This window comes from Streptomyces sp. NPDC001093, from assembly GCF_040298985.1.
GTDB lineage: Bacteria > Actinomycetota > Actinomycetes > Streptomycetales > Streptomycetaceae > Streptomyces.
In genome coordinates this window covers 1-24,710 of the sequence record NZ_JBEPBF010000075.1, presented here as the reverse complement: position 1 = coordinate 24,710, position 24,710 = coordinate 1, and the positions used below count along the sequence as shown (strand labels likewise).

Here is a 24,710-nt window from a genome sequence, read left to right as displayed (position 1 = left end):
GGCGGGGATACGATCGCGGGCATGAAGCCTTCGAAGCCCGCAGAAACGCAGACGGCGACCCTCGCCGAAATCGCCCGTGCGGCCGGGGTGTCGGCTCCGACTGTTTCGAAGGTGCTCAACGGCCGTGCCGATGTCGCCCCCGCGACCCGCACCCGGGTCGAGGAGCTCCTGCGCGCCCACGGCTACCGGCGCCGCCGCGCCGAGGCGTCCCGCTCCCCGCTGATCGACCTGGTCTTCCACGAGCTGGAGAGCGCCTGGGCGCTGGAGGTCATCCGGGGCGTGGAGAACGTGGCCCGGGACGCCGGACTGAGCGTCGTGCTGTCCGAGTCGGCCGGCCGGCTCACCCCGGGCCGTACCTGGGCCGACCAGGTGGCCGCGCGCCGCCCGCACGGCGTGGTGCTGGTGCTGTCCGGGCTCGACGAGTCCCAGCGGGCCCTGCTGACCAGCCGCTCCATCCCGTTCGTGGTGATGGACCCGGCGGGCGACCCCGGCCCGGACGTGCCGTCCATCGGCGCCACCAACTGGCAGGGCGGACTCGCCGCCACCCGCCATCTGGTCGAGCTCGGCCACACCCGGATCGGCGCGATCAGCGGCCCGTCGAGGATGATGTGCAGCCGGGCCCGCGTCGACGGCTACCGCGCCGCCCTGGAGACGGCCGGCCTGCCCGTCGACCCCTCGCTGATCGTGGCCGGCGACTTCCACCACGACGCCGGCTACCGCCTGGGCCTGCGGCTGCTGCGCCGCCCCGACCGGCCGACGGCCGTGTTCGCGGGCAACGACCTGCAGGCGCTCGGGCTGTACGAGGCCGCTCGTGAGCTGGGCCTGCGCATCCCGGAGGACCTCAGTGTGGTCGGCTTCGACGATCTGCCGGTGGCCCGCTGGGTCGGCCCGCCGCTGACGACCGTACGGCAGCCGCTGACCGAGATGGCCGAGGCCGCCGCCCGGCTGGTGCTGGAGCTGGGGCGCGAGCGGCAGGACCGGGCGGCGACCCGGGTGGAGCTCGCGACCAGCCTTGTCGTCCGCAGCAGCACGGCCTCGCCCGCGGCCGTGTGACGGATGAGGTGGGCGCCCCCCACACTGCCCCGAAGCAAATCGGTTGGCTGACCGAAACTTTCGGATGGCTTTCCCCGGCTTACGGGGCGGCGTTGGGATGAGAATTTCCCAAGAAAGCGGGTTCTCGCAGCTTCCGCTAACAGTCCCCTAATAATTCGGACTTACGTTCCTGACCGTGACGCGACAAGAGGAGCAAGGCGACGCGGGCAGACGAGTGGGCCGGCGGTCGGGAGCGCTGAAGGCCGTCGGCCTCACTCTGGCGGGATTCCTGGTGCTGGGCACGGCCGTGGCCGGCTATGCGTACTGGCATCTCAACCACAACATCAAGGGCGTCGACATCAACAGCGCGCTCGGCGACGACCGCCCGGCGAGGGCGGTGATCGCCCCGGCGGCCACCGCCTCCCCGCTGCCGACCGGCTCCCTGAACATCCTGGTCCTCGGCTCGGACTCGCGCAGCGGCAAGGCCAACAAGGAGCTCGGCGGCGGCGACAGCTCCGGAGCCCGCTCGGACACGGCGATGGTCGTGCACATCGACGCGGGCCGTACGAAGGCCACCGTCGTCAGCATCCCCCGCGACACCCTCGTCACCCGCCCGTCCTGCCCGCTCGCCTCCGGCGGCTCGACGGCGCAGGCGTACGGCGCGATGTTCAACACCGCCTACGAGGTGGGCGGGCCGGTGTGCGCGGTGAAGACCGTGGAGTCGATCACGAACGTCCGCATGGACCACTACATCGAGATCGACTTCTCCGGTTTCGCCAAGCTGGTCGACGCGCTCGGCGGGGTCGACGTCACCACCACGCAGGACATCGACGACGACTACAGCCATCTGCACCTGCGGGCCGGCAGCCACCATCTGAACGGCACCCAGGCCCTCGCGCTCGCCCGCACCCGGCACGGCATAGGCGACGGCAGCGACCTCGGCCGCATAGGACTGCAACAGATGCTGGTCAAGGACCTGCTGGAGCAGATGGCCGGCACCGACCTGCTCACGGACCCGGCCAAGCTGTACCGGGTCGCCGACGCGGTCACCGCGAGCCTCACCACCGACACCGGCCTGGACTCCCTGAGCGAGCTGATGCGGCTCGGCCAGAGCCTGAAGGGCCTCACGGCCGACCATGCGAGGACGGTGATGATGCCGGTCGTCACCGCCCCCTCCGATCCCAACCGGGTGATCGCGAAGGAGCCCGCGGCGACCGAGCTGTGGGCGTCCCTGCGCTGAGCCGGTACGGCCCCGACCAGGACCGGACAGGTTCGTCGGAAAAATCCGCCGGAAAAATCTTCGGCGAGCGTGTCGATCCGGGTGCCTCCCGTTCGACGCACGGGTGAGCGGCGGGGAAGAGACCCCGCCGCCCGACCGAAGGAGTCACCATGCCCCGCTACCTGTCGCTCGTGCGCATCGACGAGTCCTCCGCGCCCGCCGAGGGCCCCAGCCCCGAGCTGATGCAGCGGATGGGCGAGCTGATCGAGGAGGTCACCAAGGCCGGCGTCATGCTCGACACCGCCGGGCTCACCCCGTCCGCCGAGGGCACCCGGGTGCGCTGGGAGGGCGGCAGGATCTCCGTCACCGACGGGCCGTTCACCGAGACCAAGGAGGCCGTCGGCGGCTACGCCCTCATGCAGTGCAAGGACAAGGCCGAGGCCCTGGAGTGGACCAAGCGGTTCCTGCAGGTCCACGAGGACTTCTGGACCGTGACCTGTGAGGTGCGGGAGATCGCCGAGGGCTGAGTGCCTGGCGCCGTGCCGTACGGCGGTGTTGCATGGTGGGCTGTGGAACCACAGCCCACCGCGGCGCCCACCGCCGCGCACACGATCGAGACCGTCTTCCGCCTGGAGTCGCCCCGGGTCATCGCCGGCGTCGCCCGGATCGTGCGGGACGTCGGCATCGCCGAGGAACTGGCGCAGGACGCGCTGGTCGCCGCCCTGGAGCAATGGCCCCGCGACGGCGTGCCCGGCAACCCCGGCGCCTGGCTCATGGCGACCGCCCGGCACCGCGCCGTCGACCTGATCCGGCGCCGCGAGACCTACGCCCGCAAGCTGCAGGAGATCGGCCGGGACCTGGAGACGGCCCCGCCGTCGTACGACGAGCCCGCCGACCCGGACGACATCGACGACGATCTGCTCCGGCTCGTCTTCACCGCCTGCCACCCGGTGCTGTCGCCCGAGGCCCGCACCGCGCTCACCCTGCGCCTGCTCGGCGGCCTGAGCACGGCCGAGATCGCCCGGGCCTACCTCGTCCCGGAGCCGACGATCGCCCAGCGCATCGTCCGCGCCAAACGCACCCTGGCGAAGCAGAACGTCGCCTTCGAGGTGCCCTACGGCCCCGACCGCGAGGCCCGCCTCGGCTCCGTCCTGGACGTCATCTACCTGATCTTCAACGAGGGCTACGCGGCCACCGCGGGCGACGATCTGCTGCGCCCCGGCCTGTGCGAGGACGCGCTGCGCCTGGCCCGCGTCCTGTCCGCGCTGATGCCCAAGGAGCCGGAGGTGCACGGTCTGACCGCGCTGCTGGAGTTCCAGGCGTCCCGCACGGCCGCCCGCACCGGTCCGGGCGGCGAGCCGGTGCTGCTGAAGGACCAGAACCGCCGCCGCTGGAACCGCATGCTCATCGCCCGCGGCATCCGCGCGCTGGACCGGGCCGGCGCCACAGCGACCGGTGCCCCGGGCCCGTACGCCCTCCAGGCGGCCATCGCCGCGTGCCACGCGCACGCCCACCGCTACGAGGAGACCGACTGGCGTGCCATCGCCACCCTGTACGGCCTGCTGGCCACCCGCGCCCCGTCACCGGTGGTCGAGCTGAACCGCGCGGTCGCCGTGTCGATGGCCGACGGCCCGGCCGAGGGCCTGAAGCTCGTGGACGCCCTGACCGCCGAACCCGCCCTGCGCGACTACCACCTGCTGCCCAGCGTCCGCGGCGATCTCCTCGCCCGCCTCGGCCGTACGGCGGAGGCCTGCGCGGAGTTCGAGCGCGCGGCCGGCCTGGCCCGCAACGAACGCGAGCGGCAGCTGTTGCTGACGAGAATCCGTTCCCTCGCCGATCACTGAGGGTTCACAGCGGCGCGGGCGCCCCGATCAGCATGGCCGGCGCCCCCACGACCCGGGTGAGGAACACGGTCGCCGCGTTCGGCCCCTGCGGCTTGACCTTCCTGCGCAGTTCCTCCGGCTCGACGGCCGACCCGCGCTTCTTCACGGTCAGCGTGCCGACCTCGCGCTCCCGCAGCAGGGCCTTCAACTTCTTGACGTTGAACGGGAGATGGTCGGTGATCTCGTAGGCGGAGGCGTACGGGGTGGGGTGCGGTTCGTCGGCGGTGACGTAGGCGATGGTGGGGTCGATCAGGCCGCCGTCCAGGTGCTGCGCCACCTCGGCGACCAGATGGGCGCGGATGACGGCGCCGTCGGGCTCGTACAGATAGCGCCCCACCGGCCGGACCTCCGGGTCGGGCAGCCCCTCGCCGAGGAGGGTGCGCGGCCCGGGCAGCAGGGTGGCGCGCACCGCGCCCGGCTCGGTGCCGAACCACACCACGGCCTCCTTCACGTCTCCGCCGTCCGAGATCCACTCGGCCTCGGCGTCGTCGGGCACCGCCTCGTGCGGGATGCCCGGCGCCACCTTCAGGGCCGCGCGGGGTGCCGTGCGGGCGGCCTCGACCGCCCAGGACAGGGGCGGCGAGTACGCCTCCGGATCGAAGATCCTTCCCCGCCCGCCCCGCCGGGCGGGGTCCACGAACACGGCGTCGTACCCGCCCGTGTCCACCCGAGTGACATCCGCCTCGCGCACCTCGACCAGCTCGCCCAGCCCCAGCGCCTCGGCGTTCGCCCGCGCCACGGCGGCGGTCACCGGATCGCGGTCCACGGCCAGCACCCGGATCCCCGCCCGGGCGAACGCGATCGCGTCCCCGCCGATCCCGCAGCACAGGTCGGCCACGGAGGTCACGCCGAGGCCCCTGAGCCGCTGCGCGCGGTACGTCGCCACACTCGTCCGCGTCGACTGCTCGACCCCGTTCGGCGTGAAGAACATCCGCCCCGCGTCCTCCGCCCCGAACTTCGCCGCCGCCCGCTGCCGCAGCCGGGCCTGGCCGAGCGCGGCCGACACCAGCTCGGCGGGGTGGTCGCGGCGCAGCCGGGTGGCGACGGCGAGTTCGTCGGCCGGGGCGGTGTCGCGGACCTCGTCGAGGAGGGCACGGCCTTCGGGGGTGAGGAGGAGAGCGAGGTCGTTCACCGGGTCATTGTGGGCCAGCCGGTGGATCGTGCGCCTTCCGGCGGCGGTGTCGGCCCGGGCTCCGGGCTCTGGCCTGGGAGGATCCGGCACTATGCGAGTAGTCGTACAAAAAGATAAAAATCGGGTCAGGCGTGGGCGTCTCACTCTCGGCTGCGGAGCCGCCGCCCTGGCCTGTTCCGCCCTTTTGTCCAGCTGTGCCGGCTCCTCCGACGCGACTCGCCCCGCGCCCGCCCAGGGCGGCCCCGTGCAGGTCCTGAGTCCCCAGGACCGCCAGGCCGCCGAACATGCCCGCCAGGCCGCCGAACACGCCCGCCTGGTCGCCGCCGCCCGGCGCTGGGGCCTGGCCCGGGTCCCCCTGGCACCGCCCCCGCCGCCCAGGAACAAACCGGAGATCGCCGCCCGGGCCGGTTTCGAGGTGGACCACCAGGAGGACTGGGACCTGCCCCCGGTCTTCACCACGATCCCCACCAAGCAGAAGATCGTCTTCCTCACCATCGACGACGGCTCGGAGAAGGACCCGAGGTTCCTGCGGATGATGCAGGACCTGAAGATCCCCTACACCGCCTTCCTCAGCAACTACCTGGTCAAGGACGACTACGGCTACTTCCGCACGATGCAGTCCTACGGCCACACCCTCGACAACCACACCCTGCACCACCCCTACCTGCCGGGCCTGTCCTACGAGGACCAGAAGCACGAGATCTGCGGCATGCAGGACATCATGAAGAAGCAGTTCGGCCGGCGTCCGACGGTCTTCCGGCCCCCTTACGGCAACTACAACCAGGACACCCTGCGCGCCGCCAAGGCCTGCGGCATCAGGTACGCGCCGATCTGGAACGAGGAGGTCTACGTCGACCACTGGGAGTACCGCGAGGACGACCAGAAGATGCGCCGCGGCGACATCGTCCTCACCCACTTCCGCGGCCGCTCCGACTGGAACGGCACGATGGTCGACGACATGCGCCGCTTCCTGAACAAGGTCACGCGCGAGGGCTACGCCGTGGCCCGCCTGGAGGACTACCTGTGAGGCCGGGGGCGGTGCGCGGGAGAGCCGGCCGCGGGCGGCGCCCGGTCCGGTACGCCGGCGCCCTCCTCGCCTCGGCCCTCCTCCTCACCGGCTGCGCCCAGTCCGTCGACCCCATCGAACGCCTCGGCAAGAAGGCCGCCGAGGGAGTGCACCCGCACGGGCCCGCCCCCGACCAGACCTACCGCCGCTGGGGCCTGACCGAGCCCCTCGCCCGCCCTCCGCAGCCCGCCGCCCGCGCCCTCCCCCTCGGCCCGCGGACCGGGGACCGTGCCGCCCTGCCCCGCGTCCTGGACCACGTCCCCACCCGCGACCGGGTCGTCTTCCTCACCTACGACGACGGCGCCGAGAAGGACCCCCGCTTCGTCGCCATGGTCCGCGAACTCCGGCTGCCGGTCAGCATGTTCCTCACCGACAGCGCCGTCGGCCCCGGCTACGGCCACTTCGCCCGCCTGCACGGGCTGGGCGCCGGCATCGAGAACCACACCCTCGACCACCGCGCGCTGGCCGGACTGCCGTACGCCGGGCAGCGCGCCGAGATCTGCGGCCAGCAGGACAGGCTCGGATCCCGCCTCGGCCTGCGCCCCCGGCTCTTCCGCCCGCCGTACGGCGCGTACGACACCACCACCCTGCGCGCGGCGGCAGACTGCGGCATCTCCACGGTCGTCCTCTGGCGCGCCGCGATGACCCCGACCGAGCTCGCCTACACCCACGGCGAACACCACCTGCGCCCCGGCGACGTCATCCTGGTCGGCCCGGACGAGACGCCGGGCCCCAGCCAGCGGGAACGCACGGCGAGGGTGCTGCGGAGGGTGCAGCAGCGGGGGCTGACGGTGGGGAGGCTGGAGGACTATCTGTAGAGCCCTTTTCGGCGCCGGTCGGCGAAAAACAGCCGTCCGGCGTGTGAGGACGAGGCCGTTCAGGCCGAAGCGGGGATCTGGGGGCGGCAGCCCCCGGGACGGCGGGGCGACACCGGCCCACCAGGAACCCGGCGCGGACGAGATTCCGCCGACGCGCCGCACGGCATTGGCACTCCGCTTGACCGAGTGCTAATCGCGGTCATAGTCTCGGCTCTGGCACTCCCCCCTGGAGAGTGCCAACAAAGCGACGGGCAGGTCCGGCACCCGCGACGACGGATCGACCTGGTCGCCACCTCAGACAGTTAACCCCGTGAGATCTCCGAAGGGGGAGGTCGGATCGTGACGACCGCCAGCTCCAAGGTTGCCATCAAGCCGCTCGAGGACCGCATCGTGGTCCAGCCGCTGGACGCCGAGCAGACCACGGCCTCTGGCCTGGTCATCCCGGACACCGCGAAGGAGAAGCCCCAGGAGGGCGCCGTCCTCGCCGTGGGCCCGGGCCGGTTCGAGAACGGCGAGCGCCTTCCGCTCGACGTCAAGGTCGGCGACGTCGTCCTCTACAGCAAGTACGGCGGCACCGAGGTGAAGTACAACGGCGAGGAGTACCTCGTCCTCTCGGCTCGCGACGTGCTCGCGATCATCGAGAAGTAATTCACCCCGAGCATTCTTTTGCTCCTGAGCTGCGCCCCTGGCCCCCGCGACCGATAAAGAAGCCGGGCGTCCGGGGCGCAGTTGTCTTGTCACCCATAGATTTCCGAGAGGGCTCCCGCTGTCATGGCGAAGATCCTGAAGTTCGACGAGGACGCCCGTCGCGCCCTCGAGCGCGGCGTCAACAAGCTGGCCGACACGGTGAAGGTGACGATCGGCCCCAAGGGCCGCAACGTCGTCATCGACAAGAAGTTCGGCGCCCCCACCATCACCAACGACGGTGTCACGATCGCCCGCGAGGTCGAGATCGAGGACCCGTACGAGAACCTCGGCGCCCAGCTGGTGAAGGAGGTGGCGACCAAGACCAACGACATCGCGGGTGACGGCACCACCACCGCCACCGTGCTCGCCCAGGCGCTGGTGCGCGAGGGCCTGAAGAACGTCGCCGCCGGCGCCTCCCCGGCCGCCCTGAAGAAGGGCATCGACGCGGCCGTCAAGGCCGTCTCCGACGAGCTGCTCGCCTCGGCCCGCCCGATCGACGAGAAGTCCGACATCGCCGCCGTCGCCGCGCTGTCCGCCCAGGACCAGCAGGTCGGTGAGCTCATCGCCGAGGCGATGGACAAGGTCGGCAAGGACGGTGTCATCACCGTCGAGGAGTCCAACACCTTCGGTCTGGAGCTGGACTTCACCGAGGGCATGGCCTTCGACAAGGGCTACCTGTCGCCGTACTTCGTGACGGACCAGGAGCGCATGGAGGCCGTCCTCGACGACCCGTACATCCTCATCAACCAGGGCAAGATCAGCTCCATCCAGGACATGCTGCCGCTGCTGGAGAAGGTCATCCAGGCCGGCGCCTCCAAGCCGCTGCTGATCATCGCCGAGGACGTCGAGGGCGAGGCCCTGTCGACCCTGGTCGTCAACAAGATCCGCGGCACCTTCAACGCCGTCGCGGTGAAGGCCCCCGGCTTCGGCGACCGCCGCAAGGCGATGCTGCAGGACATGGCGATCCTCACCGGCGCCACGGTCATCTCCGAGGAGGTCGGCCTCAAGCTCGACCAGGCCGGCCTCGAGGTGCTCGGCTCCGCCCGCCGCGTCACCGTCACCAAGGACGACACCACCATCGTCGACGGCGCCGGCAAGTCCGAGGACGTGCACGGCCGCGTCGCGCAGATCAAGGCCGAGATCGAGAACACCGACTCCGACTGGGACCGCGAGAAGCTCCAGGAGCGCCTCGCGAAGCTGGCCGGCGGCGTGTGCGTGATCAAGGTCGGCGCCGCCACCGAGGTGGAGCTGAAGGAGAAGAAGCACCGTCTGGAGGACGCCATCTCCGCGACCCGCGCCGCGGTCGAGGAGGGCATCGTCTCCGGTGGTGGCTCCGCCCTGGTCCACGCCTCCAAGGTCCTCGAGGGCAACCTCGACAAGACCGGCGACGAGGCCACCGGTGTCGCGGTCGTCCGCAACGCCGTCGTCGAGCCGCTGCGCTGGATCGGCGAGAACGCCGGCCAGGAGGGCTACGTCATCGTCTCCAAGGTCAAGGACCTGGAGAAGGGGCAGGGCTACAACGCCGCCACCGGCGAGTACGGCGACCTGGTCAAGGCCGGCGTCATCGACCCGGTGAAGGTCACCCGCTCCGCCCTGGAGAACGCCGCCTCCATCGCCTCCCTGCTGCTCACGACCGAGACCCTGGTCGTCGAGAAGAAGGAAGAGGAAGAGCCGGCCGCCGCGGGCCACGGCCACGGCCACGCCCACTGAGCCCGACACGCTCGCACGAAGGCCCGGTTCCCTGCGGGGGAGCCGGGCCTTCGCCCTTTTCCCCGCCCGCGGCGGCTGTGCTTCCGGTTCGTGACGGAGGACGGAATCGTGGCGCATGCCCGCGGCCGGAGGCACCGCGAGCATCGCCGCGGCGCTGAAGCACCACCTCCAGGTGGTCTAAGGTTCACGCTCGCGCGTCTTCTAGTGCTCCAACTCGTCCAGCGCACCCAGCTGTTGCATCAGACCCAGCTGGTCGTGCTGCCACCACATCTCGGCGATCTTGCCGTCGTCCGTGAGGCGGAACAGCGTCAACCCGGACATGGTGACCTGCCTGCCGGTGGGCGGGATGCCGAGGAAGTCGCCGTTGTGCGTGGCGTTCCAGGTCCACCGTGCGCAGGCCCGGTCGCCCTGGGCGAGCACGTCCTCGAGCGTGAACGTGAAGTCGAAGCCCCCGCGCCACATCCGGAATTCGCTGCGGGCGTTGTCCAGGCCGATGGTGTCCTGGGGGTTCACCGGATCGTGGCTGTGGATGTCCTCGTCCAGCACGTCGTTGAGCGGCGGCAGTTCACCGGAGGTCTGCAGCGCCGCGAAGAACCGCCGCACCGTGTCCTCGGCCAGCCGTTCGTCCCGCACGACGTCCAGATCGATGAACGTCGGCATCTCGTCGCACAGCGCGACCATCCCCTGGAAGGTCCGGCCGGTCTCCGGGAGGTTCGAGTTCCGCATCGCCTCCTCGTACGACGGGAACTCCACCACTTCGACGATGTGCGACGCGTCCGACCGGTCCTTGCCGACCAGCGCGTGCGTCGCCGTCCGCTTCCCCTTGGTCTGCGCGACCCAGTCGTCCATGAGCCGGTTCATCTCGTCCAGCCGGCTCGTCCGGCACTCGATGAGCTGTACGAAGGTCATGACGCCGCCTCCCGGCCCCCCTGGCCCGGTCTGTGTCACGCTCATTTTCGCACCGTGACGGCAGCGCCACCCGTCCGCTACTGCGGCCCGTACCTGCGCCCCGTCTTCGACGTGATCCCGCCCAGCAGTCCCCGCGGGGTGACCTTCACCAGGCCCATCAGCGCCTTGTAGCGGGGGTCGGGGATCGACAGGGACTTGCCGCGGGCGAGGTCGGACAGGGCCGCCCCGACCAGTTTGTCGGCGTCCAGCCACATCCAGCCGGGGATGTTGTCCGTGCCCATCCCGGCCCGCTGGTGGAACTCGGTGCGCACGAAGCCGGGGCACAGGGCCATCAGGCGGACGCCACTGCCGGCCAGGTCCTTCGCCGCGCCCTGCGTGAACTGCACGACCCAGGCCTTGGAGGCGCCGTAGGTGCCCCGGGGGACGAAGGCGGCCACGGAGGCGACGTTGACGACACCGCCCCGGCCCCGCTCGCGCATCGCCTCGGTCGCCGCCGAGGTCAGCCGGAGCACCGCCTCGCAGTGCACCTTGAGCATCCTGAGCTCGTCGGCCAGCGCCACGTCCAGATAGCGGCCCTTGTTGCCGAAGCCGGCGTTGTTGACCAGCAGGTCGACCGGGTTCTTCCGGTCGCCGAGGCGGTCGGCCACCGCCTCGATGCCCTTGTCCTCGGCCAGGTCGGCGCTCAGCACCTCCACCTCGATGCCGTGCCGGTCGTGCAGTTCGGTCGCCTGTTCGCGCAGCCTCTTGGTGTCCCGGGCCACCAGGACGAGGTCGTGCCCGTCAGCCGCCAGCCGCCGCGCGAACGCGGCACCGATCCCCGCGGTCGATCCCGTAATCAGAGCCGTTGTCATGACCCAAGGTTAGTGACCCGGAGCGAGCGCGTCCGCTGCCCTCGGACACGGCAGTTGGCCCACACGGGTTCCGAGCCGCGGCGCGGGGGGCGTGGTGCGCGGGACCTGCGCGGGGGCGGACCCGCGCGGCGTACGCTCCGCCCCGCACCGGCCTCCCGCGCCTCCCGGTGGGCCTGTTCGGCCCGGCCGGATCGCCGTGCTCGTGGGTGACGGCCGCTCAGCCCGCCTGTTCCGCCGTGTACTTGCGGGCCTTCGCCAGCGCCTCCGGATGCAGCGCCTCACCCGCCGCGAGCAGCCGCGGCAGCAGCTCCCGCTCGGTGGTGACCGCGCGGAACTGCAGCGCCGCCGTCACCCCGTGGTCCGGGCGGTGCACGATCTCGATCGGATCGCCCGCCCGTATCTCACCCGGTTCGATCACCCGGAGGTAGGCACCCGTTGCGCCCTTCTGTGTGAACCTCTTGACCCAGCCGCCTTCGCCCAGATGGCCCTGGAACGTACGGCACGGGATCCGGCCCGAGGTCACCTCCAGGACCACCCCGGAACCGATCCGCCAGCGCTCGCCGATCAGCGCGCCGGAGACGTCCAGGCCGTCCGTCGTCAGGTTCTCCCCGAAGCAACCGTTGGCCAACGGTCGGCCGAGTTCGCGCTCCCAGTCGTCGAGGTCCTCGCGCGCGAAGGCGTACACCGCCTGGTCGTGCCCGCCGTGATGCCGCAGGTCGCACACCGCGTCCCCGGCCAGGCCGCTCCCACCGACGCCCTTGGGGCCCGGCGCCGCCACCCGCACCGGCCCCTCGGCCGGCTTCTTGTCGATGCCTGTCACACCCTCCGCCTGGTCCGTGTACGGCACCGGCTGCGGGCGGCCCAGATTGACCGAGAGAAGCTTCATGACCGCACGGTACGGGACCGCACCTCAAAGCGTCGAGCGAATATCGCGCATCATCCCCAAGCTGCGCTTATACTCTAAGGGTGATCGAGGCCCGTCATCTCCGCGTCCTGCGCGCCGTCGCCGCCACCGGTTCCTTCTCGGCTGCGGGGCGCGAACTGGGCTGCACCCAGCCCGCCGTCAGCCAGCAGATGAAGGCCCTGGAGACCTCGGTCGGCACCCCGCTGCTGGTCCGCAGCGGCCGCGAGATGCGGCTGACCCAGGCCGGGGAGGCCCTGGTCAGGCACGCCTCCGGCATCCTCGCCGGGCTCACCGCGGCCGAGGAGGAGGTCGCCGCCATCGCGGGTCTGCGCGCCGGCCGGGTCCGGCTGGTCTCCTTCCCCAGCGGCAGCTCCACCCTGGTCCCCACCGCGCTGGCCGCCCTGCGCGCAGCCCACCCCGGCACCCGCGTCTCCCTGGAGGACGCCGAGCCCCCGAAGTCCGTCGAGCTGCTGCGCGAGGGCGACTGCGACCTGGCCCTGGCCTTCCGCTACGAGGGCGCGGCGGTCGCGGAGGACTGGGACGACCTCGTCGTACGGCCCCTGCTGATGGACCGGCTGGTGGCGCTGGTGCCCGAGCGGCACCGGCTCGCGCGCGCGGAGAGCGTCGCCATCGGTGAGCTGGCCCAGGAGCCGTGGATCGCGGGCTGCCCGCGCTGCCGCGGCCAGCTGGTCGAGGTGTGCGAGGGGGCCGGTTTCACCCCGCGCATCGACTTCGCCACGGACGACTATCCGGCGGTGGCCGGACTGGTCGGCGCGGGTCTGGGCGTCGCCGTGCTGCCCCAGCTGGCGGTGGAGTCGGTACGGCCCAGGGGCGTGCGCACGGTCCGGCTGGAACCGGCGGTACGGCGTGAGATCGTCGCCCTCACCCTGCCCGACCTGGCACACGTGCCGGCCGTGGCGGCGACGCTGGAACAGCTGGCCCGGGCGACGGGGCGCGGCTAGCGGACCGAGTCCCGCCCGACGGCCGGCGGACCGAACCCGGCCGGGTGGCGCCGGCAGAGTCGAGGGCACGCACGTGGCGAGGCGGCGTGCCCTGGGGGGATGAGTGCATCCGGTGGTCTGTGGATGCAAAAACGTTCCTTCAGTGGTTCGGGGCGGTGTCCGCGCCGGCGGCCGAAGCCGTCACCAGGCGGTTGCGCGCGCGCCCCATCAACTCCTCACGCTCGTCCTCGGTCAGGCCGCCCCACACGCCGTACGGTTCGCGTACCGCCAGCGCGTGCGCCGCGCACTCCGCGCGGACAGGGCACCTCATGCAGACCTCCTTGGCCGAGTTCTCGCGAGCGCTCCGAGCCGCCCCGCGCTCGCCCTCGGGGTGGAAGAAGAGCGAGCTGTCCACGCCCCTGCAGGCGGCCAGCAGCTGCCAGTCCCACAGGTCCGCGTTCGGTCCGGGAAGGCGGGAGAAATCTGCCATTACGTGACCCCTTGTAGCCGTTCTGAGCGGATACGGTGCCAACGACCGTACATCTCCGGTCTAAGGAGATGAAAATATGACTCATTGCGAATCTAGCCTCAGACACTGCGAAACGGGAAGAAAAGGGGCCAAACGGGGCATAGTTGTGATGAAAAGTTGAGGGTCTGTTGTTCGTGTCTGCACCGTGTCGAGGCCCTCACGTAGAGTGCCGAAGACGGCATGTAGCCCCGTAACTCTTTCGAGTGACCGTCGTTGAGAGTGCGGAGGCGGTTGAAAACACAAGAGCTCGGGCAGGCGTCCGAGACGGTCGACCGCACAGGTGACGATTCCGTACCAGCCTGGAGGCTCAAGGTGACGCGCATCAGCTGCGGAGGGCGGTCATGACATCCGTCCTCGTCTGCGACGACTCCCCGCTTGCCCGAGAAGCGCTCCGCCGCGCGGTCGCGACCGTGCCCGGTGTCGAGCGTGTGACGACGGCGGCCAACGGCGAGGAAGTCCTCCGCCGCTGGGGCGCCGACCGCTCCGACCTCATCCTGATGGATGTGCGCATGCCCGGCCTGGGCGGCGTGGAAACCGTGCGGCGCCTGCTGTCCGCCGACCCCGGCGCGCGCATCATCATGCTCACCGTGGCCGAGGACCTGGACGGCGTGGCCCTCGCGGTCGCCGCCGGCGCCCGGGGCTACCTGCACAAGGACGCCTCGCGCGCCGAGCTGCGGGCCACGGTGACGCAGGCCCTCGCCGACCCGACCTGGCGACTGGCCCCGCGCCGGCTCCGCTCGGCCGAGATGGGCGCCGCGCCCACGCTCACCGCGCGCGAGATCCAGGTCCTGGAGGGCATGAGCCACGGCCGCTCCAACGCGGAGATCGGCCGCGAGCTGTTCCTCTCCGAGGACACCGTCAAGACGCACGCGCGGCGTCTGTTCAAGAAGCTCGGCGCCTCGGACCGGGCCCACGCCGTGGCGCTCGGCTTCCGCTGGGGACTGGTCCGGTAGACAGTGCCCAGCCCTGCGGGGCGGGCGGGGCCGCTCCGGCGCCGGGTGCCACTCCCGGAGCCGGACGCATATCCGCCTCCCCTGGCAGCAGCGCAACGTCCCACCGGCCCCTCGGGGAGTCCCCGGGCCGACTGCCGACCCGAAGGCGACGCACGTACGGCACCGCGCCGGGCTCAGGCGCCGAAGCGCCGTGCCTCGGCCCCGCGCGCAGCCGGACGAGCATGCCCTTCGGCGGCGCCGTCGGCCCCGAGTCCGTACCGGCACGCCCTGGCGGCACGCGCGCGTGCGCGGAACTGCACTGCGGCTCCGTCGCCGTACAGGCGCGTCCTGCCCCGCGCCGCCGTGGCCGGCGCGGGCGCGCGCTCGTCTGCGGCGTCGACGACCGCCCTGCGGGGCGCCGCGCCAAGCGCTGTGTGGGGAACGGTCGCCAATGCGGGGTGTGGCTGCCGTGGGCGGGTGAGTCTGCGCAGCGGTGCATGGCGCGGCGTGGCGGCCGTGGAAGGGTGTCCTGCCCAGCATTGCCGCGCGCGGCGTGGCCGTCATGGGCGGGCGTGTCCTGCCCGGCCCTGGCATGGGCGGACAATCACCATGCACGACGCGCCGCCCATGCGTGGTGGGGACGATCACCATGCACGGCGCGCCGCCCATGCGTGGTGGGGACGATCACCATGCACGGCGCGGCGTCCGTGCGTGGTGCGGGCCACCGGGCCCCTCGGGTCCGGTGTCGTATCGGCGCGTCCGGTCCTGGTCCCGGTCCGCTCGAGGAGGTGGGGCCGGTGAGAAGCTCTGACGGGGGTTTCGGCTGCCCGTGGAATCGGCCGTGGTGTGCCGTCGAGGGGTGGACCCGGTCACATCCGGGGAACCGCGCGGCAGGCGGCCGGCCGTGAGCGCGCACGGAGATCCACTCCGGCAACACCCGTGGTCGGCGCCGCCCGGCGAGGCCCGCGACGTACACGGTCGGGCTGTCCGTGCCCCCGGCGTACGGCTCCGCAGGGCGCTTCGGCGGACGGTGCGCAAGTCGGCCCGCACGACGCGCGCTGCTCGTTTCGCCGCGGATGCCGCATCCTTGAGACGTGGAGTCTCTCGGGGACGAGTCGGTCGAGCGGAAGGGGAGGGCGCAGGAGATGAGTGCCGGCGCGCCTGCTCATAACGCTTCAGTGCACAACCACGAGCACAATGCGACGGACCGGACGGCCACAAGGCACCATGGACCGATGCGCGACGACGAGGCGGGCACGGCCCACGGGGCGATCGGTGCGCTCGTCCACCGCGCCGTCGACGGGGACCAGCAGGCCACGCACGACCTGCTCGCCCACGTCCACCCGCTGGCGCTGCGCTACTGCCGGACCCGGCTGTCCCGGCTGCCCGGCGACGCGCGTCACTTCGTCGAGGACCTCGCCCAGGAGGTCTGCGTCGCGGTCCTGCTCGCGTTGCCCCGCTACCGCGACACCGGCCGGCCCTTCGAGGCGTTCGTCTTCGCCATCGCCTCCCACAAGGTCGCCGACCTGCAGCGTGCCGCGATGCGCCACCCGGGTTCGACGGCGGTGCCCTCCGACGAGATGCCCGAACGGCCCGACGACTCCCTCGGCCCCGAGGAGCGCGCCCTGCTCAGCAGCGACGCCGAGTGGGCCAAGAAGCTGCTGGCCAACCTCCCCGAGAACCAGCGCGAACTGCTCCTGCTGCGCATCGCCGTGGGCTTGACCGCGGAGGAGACGGGGCAGATGTTGGGAATGTCACCCGGCGCGGTCCGGGTCGCCCAGCACCGGGCACTGAGCCGCCTGCGCGCGCTCGCCGAGCAGTAACACCCTTGTACGAAGCCTCTGCAGCTCCCTTTGGTGAACAGGCATGCTTCCGCTTCCGTACGAACATACGAAGCCTGAAGTCACCCCGTACCGTGGAATTTGCTAGCGATGCTTCCCGTTAGCATGGACATCCGCACCGATCAAGGCCATTTGGGGAAGGTGTCATGACTGCAAACGTCGACGGAGTGCCCGGAAAATTCGCGACACTCGGGCTGACCTACGACGACGTGCTGCTGCTTCCGGGCGCATCCGAGGTGCTCCCCAACGCGGCCGACACCTCGTCCCGCATCTCCCGCAACGTCCGGGTGAACATCCCGCTGCTGTCGGCGGCGATGGACAAGGTGACCGAGTCCCGCATGGCGATCGCGATGGCCCGGCTGGGCGGTGTCGGCGTCCTGCACCGCAACCTCTCCATCGAGGACCAGGTCAACCAGGTCGATCTGGTGAAGCGGTCCGAGTCCGGCATGGTCACCGACCCGATCACGGTGCACCCGGAGGCCACGCTCGCCGAGGCGGACGCGCTGTGCGCCAAGTTCCGCATCAGCGGCGTCCCGGTCACCGACCCGGCCGGCAAGCTGCTCGGCATCGTGACCAACCGCGACATGGCCTTCGAGAGCGACCGCACCCGCCGCGTGCACGAGGTCATGACCCCGATGCCGCTGGTCACCGGCAAGGTCGGCATCTCCGGCCCCGAGGCCATGGAGCTGCTGCGCAAGCACAAGATCGAGAAGCTGCCGCTCGTCGACGACGAGGGCGTCCTCAAGGGCCTGATCACCGTCAAGGACTTCGTCAAGGCGGAGAAGTACCCGAACGCCGCGAAGGACGCCGAGGGCCGGCTGCTCGTCGGTGCCGCGGTCGGTGCCAGCCCGGAGGCGCTGGAGCGCGCCCAGGCGCTCGCCGAGGCCGGTGTGGACTTCCTGGTCGTCGACACCTCGCACGGCCACAACAGCAACGCCCTGAGCTGGATGTCCAAGATCAAGTCGAGCGTGCACGTCGACGTGGTCGGCGGCAACGTCGCCACGCGCGACGGCGCCCAGGCGCTGATCGACGCCGGTGTGGACGGCATCAAGGTGGGCGTGGGCCCGGGCTCCATCTGCACCACCCGAGTGGTCGCCGGCATCGGCGTCCCCCAGGTCACCGCCATCTACGAGGCGTCCCTCGCCGCCCGTCCCGCCGGCATCCCGCTGATCGGCGACGGCGGCCTGCAGTACTCCGGTGACATCGGCAAGGCGCTCGCCGCGGGCGCCGACACGGTGATGCTGGGCAGCCTCCTCGCCGGCTGCGAGGAGTCCCCGGGCGAGCTGCTGTTCATCAACGGCAAGCAGTTCAAGTCGTACCGGGGCATGGGGTCGCTCGGCGCCATGCAGTCCCGCGGCCAGGGCAGGTCGTACTCGAAGGACCGCTACTTCCAGGCCGACGTCACCACCGACGAGAAGCTCGTGCCCGAGGGCGTCGAGGGCCAGGTGCCCTACCGCGGTCCGCTCGCCAACGTCCTGCACCAGCTCGTCGGCGGCCTGCGCCAGACCATGGGCTACGTCGGCGCCGCCACCATCGCGGAGATGGAGTCCAAGGGCCGGTTCGTGCGGATCACCTCGGCGGGTCTGAAGGAGAGCCACCCGCACGACATCCAGATGACGGTCGAGGCACCGAACTACAGCAGCAAGAAGTGACGCCCACGCGCGCGTGAAGGCGCGTGCAGGTCGCGCGGCGGCGGCTCCGGAGCATCCGGGGCCGCCGTTGTCGTCCCCACGGAGGGCTTCTGTCGTACCCGTCGGCGATACTGGAAGGCGCTGCAACGCATAGGGAAAGGCCACAGACGTGACTGAGATCGAGATCGGGCGCGGCAAGCGCGGCCGCCGGGCGTACGCCTTCGACGACATCGCCGTCGTCCCCAGCCGCCGTACGCGGGACCCGAAGGAGGTCTCGATCGCCTGGCAGATCGACGCCTACCGCTTCGAGCTGCCGTTCCTGGCCGCCCCCATGGACTCCGTGGTCTCCCCGGCCACCGCGATCCGCATCGGTGAGCTGGGCGGCCTCGGCGTGCTCAACCTCGAGGGCCTGTGGACGCGGTACGAGGACCCGCAGCCGCTGCTGGACGAGATCGCCGGGCTGCCCGCCGAGCAGGCGACCCGCCGCCTGCAGGAGATCTACGCGGCGCCCATCAAGGAGGAGCTGATCGGCGCGCGCATCAAGGAGGTGCGCGACTCCGGCGTGGTCACGGCCGCCGCGCTCTCCCCGCAGCGCACCGCCCAGTTCTCCAAGGCGGTCGTGGACGCGGGCGTGGACATCTTCGTCATCCGCGGTACGACGGTCTCGGCGGAGCACGTGTCGTCCTCGCACGAGCCGCTGAACCTGAAGCAGTTCATCTACGAGCTGGACGTCCCGGTGATCGTCGGCGGCTGCGCCACCTACACCGCGGCCCTGCACCTGATGCGCACCGGCGCGGCCGGCGTCCTGGTCGGCTTCGGCGGCGGCGCCGCGCACACCACGCGCAACGTGCTGGGCATCCAGGTCCCGATGGCGACGGCCGTCGCCGACGTGGCCGCGGCCCGCCGTGACTACATGGACGAGTCGGGCGGCCGGTACGTGCACGTGATCGCGGACGGCGGCGTCGGCTGGTCCGGCGACCTGCCCAAGGCGATCGCCTGCGGCGCCGACGCCGTGATGATGGGCTCCCCGCTGGCCCGCGCCACGGACGGGCCCGGCAAGGGCCACCACTGGGGCATGGAGGCGGTCAACGAGGAGCTGCCGCGCGGCCAGAAGGTCGACCTGGGCACGGTCGGCACCATCGAGGAGATCCTCACCGGCCCGTCCCACACCCCGGACGGCTCGATGAACTTCTTCGGCGCCCTGCGCCGCGCGATGGCCACGACCGGCTACAGCGAGCTGAAGGAGTTCCAGCGGGTCGAGGTGACCGTCGCGGACAGCCAGCACCGCCGCTGACACGCACGACGCACAGGGCCCGGCCACCGAGGAGGTGGCCGGGCCCTGCCGTTCGCGGGAAGGCGTTACGCGGCGGCCTTCTTGGTGCCGGAGAACGCGGCGAACGCGGCGATGGCGAAGAAGAGGAAGGTCAGCGGGTCGGCGTCCTTCTTCCAGGCCTCCTGGACCAGGCTGAGGTGGCCGAAGAAGACCTCGGAGAAGCCCGCGTGCACGTAGTCCGCGATGATCATGGCCTCGCCGACCAGCTGACCGACGTACACCGCGCCGAGCGCGAGGATCGCGCTCACCACGGGGAGTGCAGGGTTGCGGCCGCCCGCCTTGCCCGCCGCGACACCGACGACGAAGCCGACGCCGACGGCCGCGTAGCCGATCTCGTGCTTGGTGGCGCCGATGACGACGCCGTAGAGCGCGGCGGCGGCCAGGGCGGCGACGAACGCGGCGACCAGGCCGAGGACGAGGTTGTTCCGGCCCGGCGCGGGCGGTGCCGGCGGGGCGAAGGCGCCGGGCTGGGGCGCGTGGGCGCCCGGCTGCGGCGGGTACGGCGCACCGGCCGGGGCCGGCTGGGCGTACGCGTTCTGGGCGTACGGGTTGCCGTCGACCGGACCGGGCTGGGGCGGCTGCGGCGGTGGTGCTGACTGGCTCATGACAGAAATCCCCCCGAGATGGAGCACGACTGGAAGACGGATGCGGAAGGCCCGCGCACGCGTGCGTGCGCTCGCCGTGCACGTGCGTGCGGCGAGTCCGGGGGAGACTAACAGCCGGGGACGACAACGCCCCCGGCCGTTTTCCGTTCGTGACCGGGCTCAGAGCCGGTGCGCCGCCCCGGTGGGCGTGGCCCCGCGCGTGTCCAGCAGCAGCTGCGCCTTCACCGACAGCCCCTGCAGGTCGTACGTGCGGTGCTGCTGGAGCAGGATCGTCAGGTCGGCCTCGGCGGCGGTCTCGTAGAGCGAGTCCGCGCGCGGGACCGGGCGCTCCAGGACGTTCCAGGAGGCCACGAGCGGGTCGTGGTAGCTGACGGAGGCGCCCAGCTCCATCAGCCGGATCGCGATCTCCTGGGCCGGGGTGCCCTGCAGATCGGCGAGATCGGGCTTGTAGGTGACGCCGAGCAGCAGCACGCGCGCGCCGCGGGCGGACTTGCCGTGCTCGTTGAGGAGGGTGGCCGCGCGCTGGACGACGTACCGGGGCATCCGGCTGTTGACCTGCTGGGCGAGCTCCACCATGCGCAGGGTGCGGGTGGCGTGACCGGTCAGGTCCTGCGGGACGCCGTGCCCGCCGACGCCGGGTCCGGGTCGGAACGTCTGGAAGCCGAAGGGCTTGGTCTCGGCGCACCGGATCACGTCCCACAGATCGACGCCCAGCTCATGACAGAGCACGGCCATCTCGTTGACGAGCGCGATGTTGACGTGCCGGAAGTTGGTCTCCAGCAGCTGTACGGTCTCCGCCTCGCGCAGCCCACGCGCGCGTACCACCTTGTCGGTGATCCGGCCGTAGAAGGCGGCGGCCGACTCGGTGCAGGCGGGGGTGAGGCCGCCGATGACCTTGGGGATGTTGGCGGGGACGTGGTCGCGGTTGCCGGGGTCGACCCGGCTGGGTGAGTAGGCGAGGTGGAAGTCGCGGCCGGCGCGCAGCCCCGAGCCCTCCTCCAGCAGGGGGCGCAGGTACTCCTCGGTGGTGCCGGGGAGCACCGGCGACTCCAGGATGACGGTGGTGTGCGGGCGCAGCCGCTGGGCGAGGGCGCGGGCGGCCGCCTCCACCTGGCCGAGGTCGAGTCCGCCGTCGGCACCGCGCGGGGTCGGCGCGCAGATCACCGCGGTGCGCACCCGGCCGAGCTGGGCCGGGTCGGTGCCGGGCCGGAAACCCGCGGAGAGCATCCGGCGCAGCTCGGCGGGGCTGAGCGAGCCCGCCTCGGGGCCGGTGGCATAGCCGACGGTGGGGATGCCCGCGGCGACAGCGGCCTGGGCGAGCGGCAAACCGTACGGGCCGAGTCCGATGACGGCGAGGTCTGCGGGCATGGCTGGGCCGTCCTTCCCAATAGCCGAAGCGGGACAGGTGCGCAATCGCTGTGGGCAGCGTCAGCGAGCGCTATGTCAGGCTAGGTACATATATGACCGTTATGTGTGATTGTGTTCGTGTGTCTTCCGAGGGTTGTGCGCGAGTTGTCCACAGGTTGGGAACCCGTGGTGGCTGAAGTCGGGCAAGCCGGTCAGAATTTGGGCATGAGGAGGGGATGAACCGGGCTTCGCCCACCGGGTGCGGCCGACGCGAGCGAGTCTCGACAGCGGGAGGCAGCGTGAGGACAGCGACTCTGGGGCCGACGCAGCGCGCCGAGGCACTGGCGGCGATGGCGGAGCGGGAGCTGGACGTGCTGGTGGTCGGCGGCGGAGTCGTCGGCGCGGGCACCGCTCTGGACGCCGTCACACGCGGCCTGTCCACCGGTCTGGTCGAGGCCCGCGACTGGGCCTCCGGCACCTCCAGCCGGTCCAGCAAGCTGATCCACGGCGGACTGCGCTACCTGGAGATGCTCGACTTCGCGCTCGTCCGCGAGGCCCTGAAGGAGCGCGGACTGCTCCTGGAGCGGCTCGCCCCGCACCTGGTCAAGCCGGTGCCGTTCCTCTACCCGCTGCAGCACAAGGGCTGGGAGCGGCTCTACGCCGGCTCGGGCGTCGCGCTCTACGACGGGATGTCCATGGCCCGTGGCCACGGCCGGGGCCTGCCCCTGCACCGTCATCTGAGCCACCGTCACGCCCTGCGCGTCGCCCCCTGCCTGAAGAAGGACGCCCTGGTCGGCGCCCTGCAGTACTACGACGCCCAGATGGACGACGCCCGCTTCGTGGCCACCCTGGTGCGCACGGCGGCGTCCTACGGTGCGAGGGCGGCCAACCGCGCGCGCGTGACCGGATTCCTTCGCGAGGGCGAGCGGGTGGTCGGCGCCCGGGTGCAGGACGTGGAGAGCGGCGGGGAGTACGAGATCCGCGCCAAGCAGGTCGTCAACGCGACCGGTGTGTGGACCGACGACACCCAGGCCATGGTGGGGGAGCGGGGCCAGTTCCACGTCCGCGCCTCCAAGGGCATCCACCTGGTCGTGCCCAAGGACCGCATCCACTCCACCACCGGCCTGATCCTGCGCACCGAGAGGTCCGTCCTGTTCGTCATCCCCTGGGGCCGGCACTGGATCGTCGGCACCACCGACACCGACTGGAACCTCGACAAGGCCCATCCGGCCGCGTCCAGCGCCGATATCGACTACCTGCTGGAGCACGTCAACTCGGTGCTCGCGGTGCCGCTCGGCCGTGACGACGTGCAGGGGGTGTACGCCGGCCTGCGCCCGCTCCTCGCCGGCGAGTCCGACGCCACCAGCAAGCTGTCCCGCGAGCACACGGTCGCCCATCCGGTGCCGGGACTCGTGGTCGTGGCGGGCGGCAAGTACACCACCTACCGCGTGATGGCGAAGGACGCGGTCGACGCGGCGGTGCACGGCCTGGACATGCGGGTCGCCGACTGCGTGACGGAGGAGACCCCGCTGCTGGGCGCCGAGGGGTACCAGGCGCTGTGGAACGCGCGCGCCCGGATCGCCGCCCGCGCCGGACTGCACGTCGCCCGTGTGGAACACCTGCTGAACCGCTACGGCTCCCTGGCCGAGGAGGTCCTGGACCTCATCACCGCCGACCCCGCCCTGGGCCGGCCCCTGCAGGGCGCCGACGACTATCTGCGCGCCGAGGTGGCCTACGCCGCCTCGCACGAGGGAGCCCGGCACCTGGACGACGTCCTCACCCGCCGCACCCGCATCTCCATCGAGACCTTCGACCGGGGCACCCGCAGCGCCCGTGAGGCGGCCGAGCTGATGGCACCGGTCCTCGGCTGGGACAAGGACCAGATAGAGCGCGAGGTCGAACACTACGAGAAGCGGGTGGAGGCCGAGCGCGAGTCCCAGCTCCAGCCCGACGACCAGACGGCGGACGCGGCGAGGCTGGGAGCGCCGGACATAGTGCCGTTCACCTGAGGGACCGTGGCCGAAGCCGGCCCCTGAGCCGGGTGCCCGAGGGCACCCGAACGCCCGTCACCCCTGCCGAAACCAGGCGTATTTCCCCGAAACCGGTGCACCGGATCCCGCCTGCGGCGAAGGGCCCCCTGGGCGTCGGCCACTTGTCGAGTGAGAGACAATGGAGGCTCTGTCAGGGCGGGTTGTATGAGGGGACGCATGTCGGAGGCGGAGCGGGCGGGAACATCTCGTCAGGGGACTCGTCAGGACAAGAGCGAGCGTCGTCTCCTCGCCGGGCGGTACCGGCTGGGAGACGTGCTGGGCCGGGGCGGCATGGGCACGGTCTGGCGCGCCGAGGACGAGACCCTGGGCCGGACGGTCGCCGTCAAGGAACTGCGGTTCCCGTCGAACATCGACGAGGAGGAGAAGCGGCGCCTGATCACGCGCACCCTGCGCGAGGCCAAGGCGATCGCCCGGATCCGCAACAACAGCGCGGTGACGGTCTTCGACGTGGTCGACGAGGACGACCGGCCGTGGATCGTGATGGAGCTGGTGGAGGGCAAGTCCCTCGCCGAGGCCATCCGTGAGGACGGCCTGCTGGAGCCGAAGCGCGCCGCCGAGGTGGGGCTCGCCATCCTCGACGTGCTGCGCTCCGCGCACCGCGAGGGCATCCTGCACCGGGACGTGAAGCCGTCGAACGTGCTCATCGCCGAGGACGGCCGGGTCGTGCTCACCGACTTCGGTATCGCGCAGGTCGAGGGCGACCCGTCCATCACCTCCACCGGCATGCTCGTCGGCGCCCCCTCCTACATCTCGCCCGAGCGCGCCCGCGGCCACAAGCCGGGTCCGGCGGCCGACCTGTGGTCGCTCGGCGGCCTGCTGTACGCGGCGGTCGAGGGCGTGCCCCCGTACGACAAGGGCTCGGCGATCGCCACCCTCACCGCGGTGATGACCGAGCCCCTGGAGGAGCCCAAGAACGCGGGCCCGCTCAGGGACGTCATCTACGGCCTGCTCACCAAGGACCCGGCCAAGCGGCTCGACGACGCGGGCGCCCGGGCCATGCTCAACGCCGTGATCCACGCGCCCGAGCCGGAGCCGATGGACGCGACGCGCGTGGTGCCGCTGCCGCCGCAGCCGGGTTCGTCCGAGGGCAGGCGGGGCGAGGAGGCCGGGGAGAAGCTGCGCGGCGCGCTGCGTTCGGTCCGCAAGGCGGCCGGGGCGGCCACGGCGGCCGCGTCCGCGCGGACGAAGAGCGGCGACGACACGGCGGCGCCGGGTGCCGGTGAGGCCACGAAGGCGGGCGGCGCCACCGCGGGCGGGGCACGTCCTGCCGCCCAGGGCGGGACGCGGCC

The 24,710-nt window shown here is 71.7% G+C and carries 22 protein-coding genes; 15 read left to right on the top strand and 7 right to left on the bottom strand.

Annotated features, from left to right (window positions below):
- Positions 1–21: 21 nt before the first annotated feature.
- The 4 genes from ABT288_RS30430 (at position 22) to ABT288_RS30415 (ending at position 4,095) form a co-directional block, all read left to right on the top strand.
- Entirely contained in the window at positions 22–1,053 is a 1,032-nt protein-coding gene (locus ABT288_RS30430; RefSeq protein WP_351614387.1) for a LacI family DNA-binding transcriptional regulator, read from the top strand.
- Positions 1,054–1,228: 175 nt separating this feature from the next.
- The gene (locus ABT288_RS30425) at positions 1,229–2,272 is read left to right on the top strand and encodes an LCP family protein (RefSeq protein ID WP_351614385.1); all 1,044 of its coding nucleotides are present in this window, start codon (positions 1,229–1,231) and stop codon (positions 2,270–2,272) included.
- Between the two features lie 149 nt (positions 2,273–2,421).
- Entirely contained in the window at positions 2,422–2,778 is a 357-nt protein-coding gene (locus tag ABT288_RS30420; RefSeq protein ID WP_351614382.1) for a YciI family protein, read from the top strand.
- A 42-nt stretch (positions 2,779–2,820) separates the two neighbouring features.
- Positions 2,821–4,095, top strand: a complete 1,275-nt coding sequence (locus ABT288_RS30415) for an RNA polymerase sigma factor (protein ID WP_351614379.1) — start codon at positions 2,821–2,823, stop codon at positions 4,093–4,095.
- A gap of 4 nt (positions 4,096–4,099) precedes the next feature.
- On the opposite strand, the gene ABT288_RS30410 is transcribed toward ABT288_RS30415, so the two are convergent.
- Entirely contained in the window at positions 4,100–5,266 is a 1,167-nt protein-coding gene (locus tag ABT288_RS30410) for a THUMP-like domain-containing protein (RefSeq protein WP_351614376.1), read from the bottom strand.
- A 91-nt stretch (positions 5,267–5,357) separates the two neighbouring features.
- Between ABT288_RS30410 and ABT288_RS30405 the strand changes: the two genes are divergently transcribed.
- The 4 genes from ABT288_RS30405 to groL all read left to right on the top strand — a co-directional run bounded on the left by ABT288_RS30405 (position 5,358) and on the right by groL (position 9,547).
- Positions 5,358–6,293, top strand: coding sequence for a polysaccharide deacetylase family protein (locus ABT288_RS30405; RefSeq protein WP_351614374.1), 936 nt, complete (start codon positions 5,358–5,360; stop codon positions 6,291–6,293).
- Between the two features lie 11 nt (positions 6,294–6,304).
- Entirely contained in the window at positions 6,305–7,150 is an 846-nt protein-coding gene (locus tag ABT288_RS30400; protein WP_351614371.1) for a polysaccharide deacetylase family protein, read from the top strand.
- Between the two features lie 339 nt (positions 7,151–7,489).
- Positions 7,490–7,798, top strand: a complete 309-nt coding sequence (gene groES / locus ABT288_RS30395; protein WP_039652762.1) for a co-chaperone GroES — start codon at positions 7,490–7,492, stop codon at positions 7,796–7,798.
- Between the two features lie 123 nt (positions 7,799–7,921).
- Positions 7,922–9,547 carry a chaperonin GroEL gene (gene groL / locus ABT288_RS30390; protein WP_351614368.1) on the top strand — a complete coding sequence of 542 codons (1,626 nt, stop codon included), beginning with the start codon at positions 7,922–7,924 and terminating at the stop codon, positions 9,545–9,547.
- A 201-nt stretch (positions 9,548–9,748) separates the two neighbouring features.
- Here groL and ABT288_RS30385 read toward each other — a convergent pair whose 3' ends face one another.
- From ABT288_RS30385 to ABT288_RS30375, 3 genes are all read right to left on the bottom strand, one after another.
- Complete coding sequence (locus tag ABT288_RS30385) at positions 9,749–10,456, bottom strand: ester cyclase (RefSeq protein ID WP_351614365.1); 708 nt, start codon at positions 10,454–10,456, stop codon at positions 9,749–9,751.
- A gap of 77 nt (positions 10,457–10,533) precedes the next feature.
- On the bottom strand, positions 10,534–11,307 hold the full coding sequence (locus ABT288_RS30380; protein ID WP_351614362.1) for an SDR family NAD(P)-dependent oxidoreductase: 774 nt from the start codon (positions 11,305–11,307) through the stop codon (positions 10,534–10,536).
- A gap of 217 nt (positions 11,308–11,524) precedes the next feature.
- Positions 11,525–12,193, bottom strand: coding sequence for an MOSC domain-containing protein (locus tag ABT288_RS30375; protein ID WP_351614359.1), 669 nt, complete (start codon positions 12,191–12,193; stop codon positions 11,525–11,527).
- An 80-nt stretch (positions 12,194–12,273) separates the two neighbouring features.
- Between ABT288_RS30375 and ABT288_RS30370 the strand changes: the two genes are divergently transcribed.
- A complete protein-coding gene (locus ABT288_RS30370; protein ID WP_351614357.1) occupies positions 12,274–13,173 on the top strand; it encodes a LysR family transcriptional regulator in 900 nt (299 codons plus the stop codon).
- Between the two features lie 139 nt (positions 13,174–13,312).
- Here the strand turns inward: ABT288_RS30370 and ABT288_RS30365 are convergent, their stop codons facing one another.
- Positions 13,313–13,642 (bottom strand): WhiB family transcriptional regulator, encoded by a 330-nt coding sequence (locus tag ABT288_RS30365; RefSeq protein ID WP_351210476.1) that lies wholly within the window; start codon positions 13,640–13,642, stop codon positions 13,313–13,315.
- 380 nt (positions 13,643–14,022) lie between these two features.
- Between ABT288_RS30365 and ABT288_RS30360 the strand changes: the two genes are divergently transcribed.
- From ABT288_RS30360 to ABT288_RS30345, 4 genes are all read left to right on the top strand, one after another.
- Positions 14,023–14,634, top strand: a complete 612-nt coding sequence (locus tag ABT288_RS30360) for a response regulator transcription factor (RefSeq protein WP_003948568.1) — start codon at positions 14,023–14,025, stop codon at positions 14,632–14,634.
- Positions 14,635–15,848: 1,214 nt separating this feature from the next.
- A complete protein-coding gene (locus ABT288_RS30355) occupies positions 15,849–16,436 on the top strand; it encodes a sigma-70 family RNA polymerase sigma factor (protein ID WP_228621181.1) in 588 nt (195 codons plus the stop codon).
- Between the two features lie 164 nt (positions 16,437–16,600).
- Positions 16,601–18,106 carry an IMP dehydrogenase gene (gene guaB, locus ABT288_RS30350; protein ID WP_351614354.1) on the top strand — a complete coding sequence of 502 codons (1,506 nt, stop codon included), beginning with the start codon at positions 16,601–16,603 and terminating at the stop codon, positions 18,104–18,106.
- Between the two features lie 148 nt (positions 18,107–18,254).
- Entirely contained in the window at positions 18,255–19,379 is a 1,125-nt protein-coding gene (locus ABT288_RS30345) for a GuaB3 family IMP dehydrogenase-related protein (protein ID WP_351614351.1), read from the top strand.
- A 65-nt stretch (positions 19,380–19,444) separates the two neighbouring features.
- On the opposite strand, the gene ABT288_RS30340 is transcribed toward ABT288_RS30345, so the two are convergent.
- Both ABT288_RS30340 and ABT288_RS30335 read right to left on the bottom strand, forming a co-directional pair.
- Positions 19,445–20,023, bottom strand: coding sequence for a hypothetical protein (locus ABT288_RS30340; protein ID WP_351614348.1), 579 nt, complete (start codon positions 20,021–20,023; stop codon positions 19,445–19,447).
- A 159-nt stretch (positions 20,024–20,182) separates the two neighbouring features.
- Positions 20,183–21,391, bottom strand: a complete 1,209-nt coding sequence (locus ABT288_RS30335; RefSeq protein WP_351614345.1) for a nucleotide sugar dehydrogenase — start codon at positions 21,389–21,391, stop codon at positions 20,183–20,185.
- A 278-nt stretch (positions 21,392–21,669) separates the two neighbouring features.
- Between ABT288_RS30335 and ABT288_RS30330 the strand changes: the two genes are divergently transcribed.
- Both ABT288_RS30330 and ABT288_RS30325 read left to right on the top strand, forming a co-directional pair.
- Positions 21,670–23,379, top strand: a complete 1,710-nt coding sequence (locus ABT288_RS30330) for a glycerol-3-phosphate dehydrogenase/oxidase (protein ID WP_351614342.1) — start codon at positions 21,670–21,672, stop codon at positions 23,377–23,379.
- A gap of 198 nt (positions 23,380–23,577) precedes the next feature.
- Positions 23,578–24,710, top strand: a 1,133-nt coding sequence (locus ABT288_RS30325) for a serine/threonine-protein kinase (RefSeq protein WP_351614340.1), incomplete at its 3' end; no start/stop codon positions are given.

Bases quoted from the DNA above. Each gene is read 5' to 3' on its own strand.
- ABT288_RS30430 (WP_351614387.1), top strand. From the start codon at position 22: ATGAAGCCTTCGAAGCCCGCAGAAACGCAGACGGCGACCCTCGCCGAA.
- ABT288_RS30420 (WP_351614382.1), top strand. From the start codon at position 2,422: ATGCCCCGCTACCTGTCGCTCGTGCGCATCGACGAGTCCTCCGCGCCC.
- ABT288_RS30405 (WP_351614374.1), top strand. From the start codon at position 5,358: ATGCGAGTAGTCGTACAAAAAGATAAAAATCGGGTCAGGCGTGGGCGT.
- groL (WP_351614368.1), top strand. From the start codon at position 7,922: ATGGCGAAGATCCTGAAGTTCGACGAGGACGCCCGTCGCGCCCTCGAG.
- ABT288_RS30385 (WP_351614365.1), bottom strand. From the start codon at position 10,456: ATGACCTTCGTACAGCTCATCGAGTGCCGGACGAGCCGGCTGGACGAG.
- ABT288_RS30380 (WP_351614362.1), bottom strand. From the start codon at position 11,307: ATGACAACGGCTCTGATTACGGGATCGACCGCGGGGATCGGTGCCGCG.
- ABT288_RS30375 (WP_351614359.1), bottom strand. From the start codon at position 12,193: ATGAAGCTTCTCTCGGTCAATCTGGGCCGCCCGCAGCCGGTGCCGTAC.
- ABT288_RS30365 (WP_351210476.1), bottom strand. From the start codon at position 13,642: ATGGCAGATTTCTCCCGCCTTCCCGGACCGAACGCGGACCTGTGGGAC.
- ABT288_RS30360 (WP_003948568.1), top strand. From the start codon at position 14,023: ATGACATCCGTCCTCGTCTGCGACGACTCCCCGCTTGCCCGAGAAGCG.
- ABT288_RS30355 (WP_228621181.1), top strand. From the start codon at position 15,849: ATGCGCGACGACGAGGCGGGCACGGCCCACGGGGCGATCGGTGCGCTC.
- guaB (WP_351614354.1), top strand. From the start codon at position 16,601: ATGACTGCAAACGTCGACGGAGTGCCCGGAAAATTCGCGACACTCGGG.
- ABT288_RS30340 (WP_351614348.1), bottom strand. From the start codon at position 20,023: ATGAGCCAGTCAGCACCACCGCCGCAGCCGCCCCAGCCCGGTCCGGTC.
- ABT288_RS30335 (WP_351614345.1), bottom strand. From the start codon at position 21,391: ATGCCCGCAGACCTCGCCGTCATCGGACTCGGCCCGTACGGTTTGCCG.